At 47.2% G+C, this 12279-nt stretch carries 11 protein-coding genes; 10 read left to right on the top strand and 1 reads right to left on the bottom strand.

Annotation, left to right across the window (positions count from 1 at the left end):
- Nucleotides 1–28 precede the first annotated feature (28 nt).
- The 6 genes from rplT (at nt 29) to ACQ4MX_RS06370 (ending at nt 6136) form a co-directional block, all read left to right on the top strand.
- Nucleotides 29–388: a 50S ribosomal protein L20 gene (gene rplT / locus ACQ4MX_RS06395; RefSeq protein ID WP_431089809.1), complete on the top strand. Its 360-nt coding sequence runs from the start codon at nt 29–31 to the stop codon at nt 386–388.
- A gap of 377 nt (nt 389–765) precedes the next feature.
- On the top strand, nt 766–1803 hold the full coding sequence (locus tag ACQ4MX_RS06390; protein WP_044646671.1) for a BMP family lipoprotein: 1038 nt from the start codon (nt 766–768) through the stop codon (nt 1801–1803).
- Nucleotides 1804–1944: 141 nt separating this feature from the next.
- Nucleotides 1945–3483, top strand: a complete 1539-nt coding sequence (locus ACQ4MX_RS06385) for an ABC transporter ATP-binding protein (protein ID WP_431089808.1) — start codon at nt 1945–1947, stop codon at nt 3481–3483.
- Nucleotides 3476–4555: an ABC transporter permease gene (locus tag ACQ4MX_RS06380; RefSeq protein ID WP_044646669.1), complete on the top strand. Its 1080-nt coding sequence runs from the start codon at nt 3476–3478 to the stop codon at nt 4553–4555. Before ACQ4MX_RS06385 ends, ACQ4MX_RS06380 begins: the two co-directional genes overlap by 8 nt.
- Before the next feature lies 1 nt (nt 4556).
- Nucleotides 4557–5516 carry an ABC transporter permease gene (locus ACQ4MX_RS06375; RefSeq protein WP_044646668.1) on the top strand — a complete coding sequence of 320 codons (960 nt, stop codon included), beginning with the start codon at nt 4557–4559 and terminating at the stop codon, nt 5514–5516.
- A 266-nt stretch (nt 5517–5782) separates the two neighbouring features.
- The gene (locus ACQ4MX_RS06370; RefSeq protein WP_431089807.1) at nt 5783–6136 is read left to right on the top strand and encodes a hypothetical protein; all 354 of its coding nucleotides are present in this window, start codon (nt 5783–5785) and stop codon (nt 6134–6136) included.
- A 34-nt stretch (nt 6137–6170) separates the two neighbouring features.
- On the opposite strand, the gene ACQ4MX_RS06365 is transcribed toward ACQ4MX_RS06370, so the two are convergent.
- Nucleotides 6171–6611, bottom strand: a complete 441-nt coding sequence (locus tag ACQ4MX_RS06365) for a GNAT family N-acetyltransferase (RefSeq protein ID WP_431089806.1) — start codon at nt 6609–6611, stop codon at nt 6171–6173.
- A 614-nt stretch (nt 6612–7225) separates the two neighbouring features.
- On the opposite strand from ACQ4MX_RS06365, the gene ilvB reads away from it, so the two are divergent.
- From ilvB to ACQ4MX_RS06345, 4 genes are all read left to right on the top strand, one after another.
- Nucleotides 7226–8971, top strand: coding sequence for a biosynthetic-type acetolactate synthase large subunit (gene ilvB / locus ACQ4MX_RS06360; RefSeq protein WP_431089805.1), 1746 nt, complete (start codon nt 7226–7228; stop codon nt 8969–8971).
- Nucleotide 8972: 1 nt separating this feature from the next.
- Nucleotides 8973–9458 (top strand): acetolactate synthase small subunit, encoded by a 486-nt coding sequence (gene ilvN, locus ACQ4MX_RS06355; RefSeq protein ID WP_431089804.1) that lies wholly within the window; start codon nt 8973–8975, stop codon nt 9456–9458.
- Between the two features lie 163 nt (nt 9459–9621).
- Nucleotides 9622–10614 carry a ketol-acid reductoisomerase gene (gene ilvC / locus ACQ4MX_RS06350; RefSeq protein ID WP_014280566.1) on the top strand — a complete coding sequence of 331 codons (993 nt, stop codon included), beginning with the start codon at nt 9622–9624 and terminating at the stop codon, nt 10612–10614.
- Nucleotides 10615–10737: 123 nt separating this feature from the next.
- Complete coding sequence (locus tag ACQ4MX_RS06345; RefSeq protein WP_431089803.1) at nt 10738–12279, top strand: 2-isopropylmalate synthase; 1542 nt, start codon at nt 10738–10740, stop codon at nt 12277–12279.

The following is a 12279-nucleotide window of genomic DNA, read 5'->3' as shown; positions in this document are numbered from 1 at the left end:
ATAAACATTATTTGGGAGGTCTTTTGATATGGCAAGAGTAAAGGGCGGATTCGTCGTTCGTCGTCGTCATAAAAAAATATTGAAGCTTGCTAAAGGTTATTTTGGTTCCAAACACCGCATTTTTAAAACAGCTAACGAGCAGGTAATGAAATCGCTTGTTTACGCATACCGTGACCGTCGTCAGACGAAACGTAACTTCCGCAGACTGTGGATCGTGCGTATCAATGCAGCAGCTCGTTTGAACGGTTTGTCTTACAGCAAACTGATGCACGGCCTGAAATTGGCTGGTGTGGACATTAACCGCAAAATCTTGGCTGATCTTGCAGTCAACGATATCAATGCGTTCAACTCTTTGGCAATTGTTGCTAAAGGCAAAATCAACGCTTAATTATTGAAATGAAGGCGTTGAAACCTCGAAAGTGGTTGAAAAGGTATCCCGAGCAGTATGCTGTGTAGGGATGCCTTTTTTTGTACATACTTAACGAAATGAAAAAAGTCCAAATTATTCAAAATACGAATAAACATGACGTATGATGACAGAATGTATGGATTTTGCAATAGGTATAGCGCTTACATTGATAGGATTTCAAAAAAAATTGACCCAAGGTTATTAATCATCTAGATTTTAGTCGATCATAATTGTATAATCTCTAAAGTAAGTCTTCTGTACGATCTGTCTCGACAGTAAATGGCATGTATGACGTGTCCATTTTCAGAGAAAAGAGACAGTCCAGGGATCTAACACTAAGGGGGAACAGTATCAGCATGAAGAAAATGTTCAGTATGTCTTTGGTTATGCTGCTAGCGATCTCAGTCATTCTCGCAGGCTGCGGTAACAAAAATCAAGGCGCGTCCAACGCAAGTGGCGGAGATACAGGTGGTTCTGCCAAAACATCGAATGTCCAAATCGGCATGGTTACAGATGTGGGTGGAGTAAATGACAAATCGTTTAACCAATCTGCATGGGAAGCATTGCAAGCCATTGAAAAAGAAACAGGTACCAAGGCTAAATACCTGCAAAGTAAATCGGATCAAGATTATATTCCTAACCTGAACCAATTTGTTAAGGGCGGTTTTAACCTGACTTGGGGTATTGGTTTTAATCTGGCGAATGCGATTGGACAAGTAGCGAAAGACAACCCGGACAAAAATCTGGCGATCATCGATAGTGTCGTAGATGCGCCTAATGTAAAATCGGTTGTTTTTGCTGAAAATGAAGGTTCCTTCCTGGTGGGAGTTGTAGCTGGTAAACTCACCAAAACAAACAAAATCGGTTTTGTGGGTGGACAAGATAGCCCGCTGATCAAACGTTTTGAAAAAGGCTTCGAAGCGGGTATTAAAGCAGTAAATCCAAATGCAAAATTGGAAGTAAACTACACAGGTGCGTTTGATAAGCCGGATCTGGGTAAAGCGGCGGCTGCAACGATCTACAACAGCGGTGCGGACATTATTTTCCACGCAGCTGGCGGATCAGGTACAGGCGTATTTAACGAAGCGCTCGCACGGAAGCAACAAGGTCAGCAAGTATGGGTTATCGGTGTAGACAAAGACCAATCGCTTGAGTTTGGTGACGACGTAACGTTGACTTCAATGGTCAAACGTGTGGATGAAGCCGTAAAACGCGTATCCCAGGAAGTTATCGACGGTAAATTTAAGGGCGGTATCGAAACGCTGGCTCTGAAAGATAACGGAATTGGCTTGGCGGATACTTCCAGTAAAAATGTTCCTAAAGACGTGCTTGATCTCGTAGAACAATACAAGCAAAAAATTATTAAGGGCGAAATTACAGTTCCTTCGAAATAAGATTTGGCTTGCAAGATAAATAAAGGTGGCGACAAGGCTGGTTCATAAGACTAGCCTTGTTCTTACGTCTGGAGTTATACAGATCATAACGGTAAATCAGCTCATTGGAGCACATACTATAAAGTGTATAAGGGTGATCTCATGGATGCAGCGACCCCCGTCGTTGAGTTAAAGCAAATTACAAAACGATTCCCCGGCATCGTTGCCAACGACTCCATCAGCATCAAGCTGCAAAAGGGAGAAATTCATGCCCTTTTGGGTGAGAATGGTGCGGGTAAATCTACGCTTATGAATATTCTTTTCGGACTGTATCAGCCGGATGAAGGATCGATAGAAATCGGTGGGAAACCAGTACAGATTGATAGCCCAAATAAGGCGATTGATCTGGGTATTGGCATGGTGCATCAGCATTTTAAGCTTGTGCAGCCGTTTACTGTCACCGAAAATATTGTCCTGGGCTCGGAGCCACGCAAAGGTCTGAAAATCAATTATAAAAAGGCTGCTGCCGAAGTACAGCGGTTGTCTGAGCAGTACGGACTTCAGGTGAATCCGAATGCCAAAATTGAAGATATATCTGTCGGCATGCAGCAGCGTGTGGAAATTATCAAAACGCTCTACCGTGGCGCAGATATCCTGATTTTCGACGAGCCAACAGCGGTGTTGACTCCACAGGAAATCATTGAGCTGCTGGACATTATGAAGCGTCTGGTAGCTGAAGGCAAGTCCATTATTCTTATCACTCATAAACTTAAAGAAATCATGCAAATTGCAGATACAGTTACGATTATTCGCCGGGGTCAGGTCATAGATACGGTCAAGACATCGGAAACGACTCCAAATGATCTGGCGGAGAAAATGGTAGGCCGCCGTGTGTCCTTTAAAGTGGACAAGCAGCCTGCGAAGCCGGGACAAACCGTCCTGGAAATGAGCCATGTGGTCTCTAAAAACAAGGATGGTATTAGTGTTCTGAATGAGCTGAACCTGCAAGTCAAGGCAGGTGAGATTTTAGGAATCGCCGGAGTAGATGGCAATGGACAGAGTGAGCTGATTGAAGCTTTGACTGGTTTACGTAAGGTCGATGGCGGGCACATCCGATTGCTTGGACAAGAAATGACGAATCAGTCGCCACGTAAAATTTCAGAGGCAGGCGTTTCGCATATCCCGGAGGACCGGCATAAGCACGGGTTGGTACTCGATTTTTCCATGAGCGAAAACATGGTTCTGGAGACGTACTATCAGGCTCCTTACAGTAAAAACGGCTTTTTGAACAAAGAGGCTATTGATAAGCAGGCGAAAAGTCTCATTGAGAAATTTGATGTGAGAACACCGGATATTCATACCAAGGCAAGAGCGTTATCCGGCGGTAATCAGCAAAAGGCAATCATTGCGCGTGAAATCGATAAAAACCCTGACCTGCTCATTGCGGCCCAGCCTACACGTGGGTTGGATGTTGGAGCGATTGAGTTTGTCCAGAAACAACTGATTGCCCAGCGGGATCAAGGTAAAGCAGTATTGCTCATTTCCTTTGAGCTGGATGAAATTATGAATGTATCTGACCGTATTGCTGTTATCTATGAGGGCAAGATTGTTGGGGAAGTGCTGCCGGAAGAAACGAATGATCAGGAATTGGGACTGATGATGGCCGGAAGTGCAGTGAAGAAAGGAGTAGAGAATGGCTAACCTATTGAAAATATTTACAAAAGACTCCTTTGTTCTGGCGCTGGTCTCTATTATTTTGGGTCTTCTTCTGGGTGCTGTCGTGATGCTGATTGGCGGCTACGATCCCATTGTGGCGTATTCTGCACTATTTAGCCGTGTGTACGGAGACTCATACAACTTTGGTGAGGCTATCCGTGAAATGACTCCACTGATTTTGACGGGATTGGCATTTGCTTTTGCGGCTCGTGCCGGATTGTTTAACATCGGCGGTGAAGGTCAATTTCTGGTGGGTATGACGGCTGCTTCGATTGTGGGCATCAAGCTGCATGGACTGCCTGCTATTATACATGCGCCGCTGGCGATCATTGCCGGGGCGGTATTCGGTGGTCTATGGGCTGCAATTGCTGGCTATTTGAAGGCCAAGCGTGGCGTTAATGAGGTTATCACCTGCATTATGATGAACTGGATTGGTCTGTATTTGGCTAACCTGGTGATTAACCAGTTTGCACTCCTGCAGGGTGAAAATCGTTCCGTGGATATTCAGCCTTCCGCTTCGATTTCGATTGAATGGCTGTCACAGATGATGGGAAATGCCCGGGTTCATTGGGGGACGGTCATTGCTGTGCTGGCGGCGGTATTTTTCTATATTTTCATGTGGAAAACCAAGCAGGGCTACGAGTTGCGTGCTGTCGGATTTAATCAGGATGCATCCCGCTATGCAGGTATGAATGTGAATCGCAACATCGTAAAAGCGATGTTCATTAGTGGTGTTTTTGCCGGACTGGCGGGTGCCTTTGAAGTGCTGGGGGTATTCCATTATCAATCCGTCATGGCAGGATCGCCGGGAACCGGCTTTGATGGTATCGCGGTGGCGCTCATTGGGATGAATAATCCGTTCGGTGTGCTGCTTGGCTCTGTTTTGTTCGGAACGCTTACGTATGGTTCTGCGGGGATGAGCTTTAGCGCGGATGTGCCGCCCGAAATTATTCGGATTGTCATCGGCTCGATTATTTTCTTTATTGCAGCCCAGGGAATTGTACGTTGGGTTGTGAAGCCGCTCTACTCCAAGCGGAAGAAAGAGAAGGTGTTGTAAAATGAGTTGGTTAACACTTGGTGAATTAATCCATACAACGCTCGTTTTTGCGACGGCGATTATATTTGCGTCTCTCGGCGGAGTTTTTTCGGAAAAATCCGGTGTGACGAACCTCGGGCTGGAAGGTCTTATGGTGTTCGGGGCGTTTGCGGCGGGTGTAGGCGGATTTTATGCGGAACAAGCAGGGCTGGGGGGAACCTCTGCCGCTTGGGTAGGTGTGCTGTCGGCGGCGGTATTCGGCATTCTGGTTTCGCTGATTCATGCTGTAGCCTCGATTACGTTTAAAGCCGATCAGGTCATTAGCGGGATTGTTATCAACTTTTTGGCGGCAGGCAGTACGCTATACATGGTTAAGCTTTTATTTGAGGGTGATGGCGATACTGGGCGAATTCAGGGGTTTAGCGAAATATCCATTCCCTATCTAGTAGATATTCCGATTTTAGGAAAAGCCTTTTTCCAAGCCTATCCAACGACCTATTTGGCCATATTATTAGTCATTATTGGATATTTTACATTGTATAAAACGCCGTTCGGCTTGCGTTTGCGTTCTGTCGGAGAGCATCCGGGCGCTGCGGATACCGTTGGTATCAAGGTAAATCGACTGCGTTATATCGGGGTCATGATCAGCGGCGCGTTGGCTGGTATTGGCGGAGCTACGATCACCTTGACGACGACAAATATGTTTTCGCATAATACGGTATCTGGTCAAGGATATATTGCCATTGCCGCTATGATTTTCGGAAAATGGAACCCGCTCGGCGCTTTTGGCGCAGCTGTGTTTTTTGGCTTTTCTCAGGCCATTCGCAACTATGTGCAGTTGTTCGCATGGTCGCAAAGTATTCCCCAGGAAATTATTTTTATGCTGCCATATCTGCTGACGATTATTGTGCTGGTAGTGGCTGTAGGGCGCTCGCGTGCTCCCGCTGCTTTGGGTCAGCTCTATGATCCAAGCAAGCGCTAATTTTACATGGGCAGTTAAAAGCTGTTTGTCTTGAAATCTGAAAATTGCATTTGTTCGCAAATCCGGTATCTGCATTCGCAGGTGCCGGATTTTTTTAGGTTGTGCAGGCATTCAAACATACGCTTCTGGCATGGATGGAATAGACTGTGCTATGCAGATTGGATGAACGCTCGGCCCCTGTCAGCTCCAGTCTGTTTTGTGGTGGCGGTGAGCTATCAAGGAGCCGTTCAATCTGTCCATCCGTTGAGAAAGAAGGAGGAAATACGATGAAACAGGCAGTAACCAGAAAGCAGGTGGAGAAGCTTGTCGGCAAAGTCATTCTGGCTACTCGCAAGGATGGTTCCCAGGTCAGCGGCAAGCTGATTCGCATTTCGGGTAACCGACTGATTCTTCAGCCCGATCGCAAGAAAAAGGTAAAGACAAAGGCAATTATTCCCTTGGTGCTGTTCGATTTGCTTGCCATCGGCACAGCTCCTTACGTTGGTGCATATGGCGGTTACGGAGCAGGTTATGGGGGAGCAGGATATGGCGGTCCGGGATACGGTACCCCTCAGTACGGCCCATATACAGATGGGGGATACCCCGGAGCAGGTTATCCGTCTTACCCCAATGTATTCTAGGCTAATGGAATTTTGAGATGTAGGAGGTACATTTTCACAATGCCTTTTCAAGTTCATGGCATCTGCTCAGGGAGACGTATCGTAGCATTTGGTAATGGTTACGCAGATAAAAGCGGATTCCACGGATATTGTCTTCGTCTACCATGACTTTTGCCCGCTTGCAGCGTCGTAGACGTCCGTATTGCTCGGCATGCTCCAGCAGTTTTTTTCCGTAGCGCTGGCCTTGTTGAGACGAAGAGATTGCGATCAAATCAATATATAGCAGCTCTCCATGCAGCATGACATGAATGAAGCCGACAGGCTGCGCATTATCCGGCCTGCAAGCGACAAAAGTGATGCCCCGGTTTAAGCGCCGGGGTAATTCTTTACGAATTTGATCCATTTCTTGTGCGCTTAAATGCGATAGGGGAACAAGCTCTTGCTCGATCAGTCGAAGGATCATGCGGTCATCCTGAGCGCTGCGTTTGCGGATCATAAGCGGGCCTCCTTTTCCACCCTTTTAGCAAGGCAAGACGCAGCTTTGGAGGTGCGCACAGTCTCGCCGTGTGGTCTTTTTTATAATATGCGGATACCTCATGGAAGCGTGCGACTCAGAGGTACCCCGGAGAAAAAACATAAATTTTTATGAAATCTGGGTATTGACTATCCCAGACGGGGGACATATAATGTGTCTAAACATTTGAAAGAATGACATGAACTCAACGGCAATGAAAAGGACGAAGTGATTAGGGCTCTTTTGTTCAGAGAGTGAGGCATTAGCTGCAAGCTTCACCAAAATCCCTTTTTAACGAGCTCACCTTGGAGCTGTTTTCCTGAAAAGTATTTGGGCCCGATGATATTTAGCGGTGCGCTGAATCACCTATTAGGGAAAATCGTACGGTCTACGTTACAGACGCCAGATATGGAGATCCTTTGTGATTTCTGTACCTGCCAAGGTTCGATATTGCGAAATATCGGGCAAATACGGGTGGTACCACGGAAGCTACAGCCTTTCGTCCCTCAGTAACAGCAAGTCTGTTCTAGGGATGGAAGGTTTTTTTGTTTTTACAAATGTCAGATGTATGTAAATTATGTAAAGGAGGATGACCAATGAGTGCACAAATTCCTGAAGTTCGGTCAACCGATGAATTACGTGAAAAGTGGATGAAACCTGAAGTGATTACAGGTTCGGAAATTTTGCTCCGTAGCCTGTTGCTGGAGGGAGTAGATTGTGTCTTCGGATACCCTGGTGGTGCAGTGCTTTACATTTATGATGCCATGTACGGCTTTGAGGATTTCAAGCATGTCCTCACCCGTCACGAGCAGGGAGCCATTCATGCGGCAGATGGTTACGCACGTGCCAGCGGTAAAGTCGGCGTCTGTATCGCGACTTCCGGACCTGGAGCAACCAACCTGGTAACCGGCATTGCGACGGCTTTTATGGACTCGGTGCCGTTAGTGGTCATCACGGGTAACGTTGTATCTTCCCTGATCGGCACGGACGCTTTCCAGGAAGCCGATATCACGGGAATCACGATGCCGATTACGAAGCACAGCTATCTAGTAAGAGATGTAGAGGATCTGCCGCGAATCATTCATGAGGCGTTCCATATTGCCAATACGGGCCGCAAGGGTCCGGTACTGATTGATATTCCGAAGGATATATCGGCAGCCCAAACGCTATTTGTTCCGCAAACGGGACCTGTAACCATGCGAGGTTATAACCCGAAGGTATTACCAAACAAAATTCAGCTAGACAAGCTGACTCAGGCTATTGCTGAAGCGGAACGCCCATTTATTCTGGCAGGTGGCGGGGTTGTATACTCCGGCGGACATGAGGCACTTTACGAGTTTGTTCGCAAAACGGAAATTCCGATTACGACAACATTGCTGGGATTGGGCGGTTTCCCAAGTGGTCATGAACTGTGGACGGGAATGCCGGGGATGCACGGAACGTACACCTCCAATCTGGCGATTCAACAGTCGGATTTGCTAATCTGTATCGGTGCCCGCTTTGATGACCGGGTGACAGGCAAGCTGGACGGCTTTGCTCCTCACGCCAAAATCGTCCATATTGATATCGATCCTGCTGAAATCGGTAAAAACGTACCGACAGACATTCCGATTGTAGGCGATGTGAAAGCGGTACTGGAATTGCTGAATCAGGATGTGAAACGCGCGAATCGAGCGGATGCATGGAGAGCTCAAATTCAACAATGGAAAAATGAGAAGCCTTATTCTTATAAGGATTCGGATACAGTGCTTAAGCCACAATGGGTTGTCGAGCTGCTGGATGAAACGACCAAAGGCGGCGCAATCGTAACGACGGACGTGGGTCAGCATCAAATGTGGGCGGCGCAGTATTATAAATTCAATCAGCCGCGCTCATGGGTAACATCCGGTGGACTAGGTACGATGGGATTTGGTTTCCCTTCTGCGATCGGCGCTCAGATGGCAAATCCCGACAGACTGGTTATTTCCATTAACGGAGACGGCGGTATGCAGATGTGTTCGCAGGAGTTGGCCATTTGTGCAATCAATAACATCCCGGTCAAAATCGTAATTATCAACAATCAGGTGCTGGGGATGGTTCGACAATGGCAGGAATTGATCTATGACAATCGCTATAGCCATATTGATCTGGCCGGAAGCCCGGATTTTGTGAAACTGGCTGAGGCATACGGCGTAAAAGGACTGCGTGCTACGAATAAGGAAGAGGCACGTCGGGCTTGGCAGGAGGCGCTTGATACACCCGGACCGGTCGTTGTCGAGTTTGTGGTCAGCAAGGAAGAGAATGTATATCCGATGGTGACGCAAGGTTCGACGATTGATCAAATGCTGATGGGGGACGAGTAAAATGACGATTAAAAATACCATTGCTGTACTGGTAAATGATCATCCCGGCGTTTTGCAGCGTGTGTCCGGCCTGTTCGGTCGCCGTGGTTTTAACATTGAGAGCATTACCGTGGGTCAATCGGAGGAAGCTGGATTATCCCGTATGGTCATTGTGACCGTAGGAGACGAGAACAATCTGGAGCAGATCGAGAAGCAGCTTTACAAGCTGGTTGATGTAATCAAGGTTATTGATCTTAGCTCCAAGCCGATGGTTGCGCGGGAGTTGGCGATGATTAAGGTGAAGGCAGAACCACCTCAGCGGCCAGAAATTATGGGCGTCGTGGAAACGTTCAGAGCAGCCGTAGTTGATGTTGGAACGACGAGCTTGATTGTTCAGGTCATTGGTGATACCGAAAAAATTGATGCCATGATCGAGTTATTGAAGCCTTACGGTATTCGTGAGCTGACCCGAACCGGGGTTACAGCCATGATACGTGGCAATGCTTAATACGGAGCTTTAACGAATTACCGCTTATAGCGCATTACATCAATAAAGAACCGCCCTCATAAGAGCGGGGGCTCGAAGAGATTTTCAAGTTTTGGTAACGAGGCAGAGTCTCTTGGAGTACCCGCTCATTATGAAGGGTCCAATTAAAAGGAGGAAATTAACCATGGCAGTTACAACGTACTACGAAAAAGATGCAGAGCTCAGCGTATTGAAAGGAAAAACGGTTGCCGTTATCGGTTACGGTAGCCAAGGACATGCTCAAGCACAAAACTTGCGTGACAGTGGTCTGAATGTTGTTATCGGTTTGCGTGAAGGTAAATCAGCAGATGTTGCAAGAAACGACGGTTTTGAAGTTCTGAACGTGGCTGATGCAACGAGCCGTGCAGATGTGGTTCAAATTTTGTTGCCGGATGAAACACAAGCTTCTGTGTACAAAAATGAAATTGAACCTAACCTGAAAAAAGGCGCAGCTCTTTTATTCTCCCATGGTTTCAACGTTCATTTCGGACAAATCGTTGCTCCTAAAGATAGCGATGTATTGCTGGTTGCTCCAAAATCCCCAGGACATATGGTACGTCGTACCTATGTAGAAGGCTTTGGCGTACCGGGTCTGATCGCAATCGAGCAGGACGCAACAGGTCAAGCGAAAGAAATCGGTCTTGCTTATGCCAAGGGTATTGGCTGTACACGTGCAGGCGTGATCGAAACCTCCTTCCGTGAAGAAACGGAAACGGATCTGTTCGGTGAGCAAGCGGTATTGTGTGGCGGCGTGAGCGCACTCGTTAAAGCAGGTTTTGAAACGTTGACTGAAGCAGGATATGCTCCTGAAATGGCTTACTTCGAATGCTTGCATGAGCTTAAGCTGATCGTTGACCTGATGTATGAAGGCGGATTGGCAACAATGCGCGATTCCATCAGTAACACAGCAGAATATGGCGACTATGTAACTGGACCACGTATCGTAACAGAAGATACGAAGAAAGCAATGAAAGACGTATTGACTGACATTCAACAAGGTAAATTTGCTCGTGACTTTATCCTTGAAAATCAATCCGGACGTGCATTCCTGACGGCTACTCGCCGTAATGAAGCTAACCATCCAATTGAAGTGGTGGGCGGACAATTGCGTGAAATGATGCACTGGATCAAAAAATAAGATCTTTTTGTACAACGAGTTCGAAAACATGATTCATTTATAAGGTAATCTTCAATGCGGCCCTGCTTATTGCGTGAGCCGCATTGTAATTTAATGCTTCTATCCTAAGGGAGGTGCGTTGCGTTGCGCAAAATATATATATTTGACACAACGTTGAGAGACGGAGAACAGTCACCTGGTGTGAACTTGAACACCCGCGAGAAAGTAGAGATCGCCTACCAGTTGGAAAAGCTGGGTATCGACCGTATGGAAGCTGGCTTTCCGGCTGCTTCTCCGGGTGACCTAGCTGCTGTCAATGCAGTCGCCAAGGCTGTCAAAAATTCAACGGTTATTGGTCTTTCGCGTGCGAGGGAACAGGATATTGATGCGGTCCGTGAGGCACTTAAGGGAGCTCAGGACCCATGTATCCATATCTTTTTGGCAACTTCTCCGATTCACCGTCAGCATAAGCTGCGGATGGAGAAGGCACAGGTATTGGAGACTGCCCGTTCAGCCATTCGTTACGGGTTAAAATATTTGCCCAAGGTAGAGTTCTCCCTGGAGGATGCAGGTCGTACAGAGCTTGATTTTGTAGTGGAAATGGTCACCATGGCTGTACAGGAAGGCGCGTCTGTCGTCAATATTCCAGATACCGTGGGTTACTTGACCCCTTATGAATACGGCAACATTTTCAAGCATATTAAGGAAAATGTGGTTGGTGTGGAAAAGATTCAATTGAGCGCACATTGCCACAACGACCTGGGAATGGCTACGGCGAATACACTGGCTGCGATCCTGAACGGGGCGGATCAGATTGAGGGTACCATTAACGGTATCGGTGAACGTGCCGGAAATACCGCTATTGAGGAAATTGCAATGGCGCTGGAGACGAGACAGGAATTTTTCCAGGCCAAAACGTCTCTGCAACTGTCCGAGATTGCACGTACGAGCCGATTGGTCAGCCGTCTGACGGGTATGGTCGTGCCAGGCAACAAGGCGATTGTTGGAGCGAATGCTTTTGCGCATGAATCGGGTATTCACCAGGATGGCATGTTGAAGGAAAAAACGACCTACGAAATCATGACGCCGGAAAGTATTGGTTTGAAGGAAAGCAAGCTGGTACTGGGCAAGCATTCCGGTCGCCATGCTTTCCGCGAACGTTTGATCGAACTGGGCTACGAATTGAGCGAAGAGGAGCTGAACCGCTCTTTCGGACAGTTCAAGGATTTGGCTGACAGGAAGAAAGAAGTATCGGATGATGATATTCTGGCGTTGCTGGAAGAAAAACTGGCCGATTCACCGGAAGTCTTCAAGCTGGAAACGATTTTCGTAACCTATGGCAACGAGGCTACACCTTCCGCCAAGGTACGTCTGGTTACCGATGAAGGTCAGGTTATTGAGACGGAAGCTGAAGGGAACGGTTCGGTCGATGCGATTTACAATGCGATTGACCAAGCCAGCAGAGAGGCAGTCGTTCTTTCGGATTACTCGATCAAGTCTGTTACCCAAGGTAAGGATGCTCTGGGTGAAGTGCATGTCGTGTTGACCCAAAACGATCTGTCTGTACAGGGACGTGGGGTAAGCACTGACATACTGGAAGCAAGTGCCCGCGCCTATGTGGATGCATTGAATGGCTTGATCGACAAGCGTAAAACCTATAGCAATCGTGTAGATTACAAGTCCTAG

Origin of the sequence: Paenibacillus sp. 8b26, from assembly GCF_050626875.1 — a bacterium.
Classification (GTDB): domain Bacteria; phylum Bacillota; class Bacilli; order Paenibacillales; family Paenibacillaceae; genus Paenibacillus.
Note: the sequence above shows the minus strand (reverse complement) of the source record. Positions and strands in the feature narration are given on the sequence as shown.

What these genes read in the sequence shown, in the direction of transcription:
- rplT (WP_431089809.1), top strand. Translation starts at nt 29, where the DNA reads ATGGCAAGAGTAAAGGGCGGATTCGTCGTTCGTCGTCGTCATAAAAAA.
- ACQ4MX_RS06390 (WP_044646671.1), top strand. Translation starts at nt 766, where the DNA reads ATGAAGAAAATGTTCAGTATGTCTTTGGTTATGCTGCTAGCGATCTCA.
- ACQ4MX_RS06385 (WP_431089808.1), top strand. Translation starts at nt 1,945, where the DNA reads ATGGATGCAGCGACCCCCGTCGTTGAGTTAAAGCAAATTACAAAACGA.
- ACQ4MX_RS06380 (WP_044646669.1), top strand. Translation starts at nt 3,476, where the DNA reads ATGGCTAACCTATTGAAAATATTTACAAAAGACTCCTTTGTTCTGGCG.
- ACQ4MX_RS06375 (WP_044646668.1), top strand. Translation starts at nt 4,557, where the DNA reads ATGAGTTGGTTAACACTTGGTGAATTAATCCATACAACGCTCGTTTTT.
- ACQ4MX_RS06370 (WP_431089807.1), top strand. Translation starts at nt 5,783, where the DNA reads ATGAAACAGGCAGTAACCAGAAAGCAGGTGGAGAAGCTTGTCGGCAAA.
- ACQ4MX_RS06365 (WP_431089806.1), bottom strand. Translation starts at nt 6,611, where the DNA reads ATGATCCGCAAACGCAGCGCTCAGGATGACCGCATGATCCTTCGACTG.
- ilvB (WP_431089805.1), top strand. Translation starts at nt 7,226, where the DNA reads ATGAGTGCACAAATTCCTGAAGTTCGGTCAACCGATGAATTACGTGAA.
- ilvN (WP_431089804.1), top strand. Translation starts at nt 8,973, where the DNA reads ATGACGATTAAAAATACCATTGCTGTACTGGTAAATGATCATCCCGGC.
- ilvC (WP_014280566.1), top strand. Translation starts at nt 9,622, where the DNA reads ATGGCAGTTACAACGTACTACGAAAAAGATGCAGAGCTCAGCGTATTG.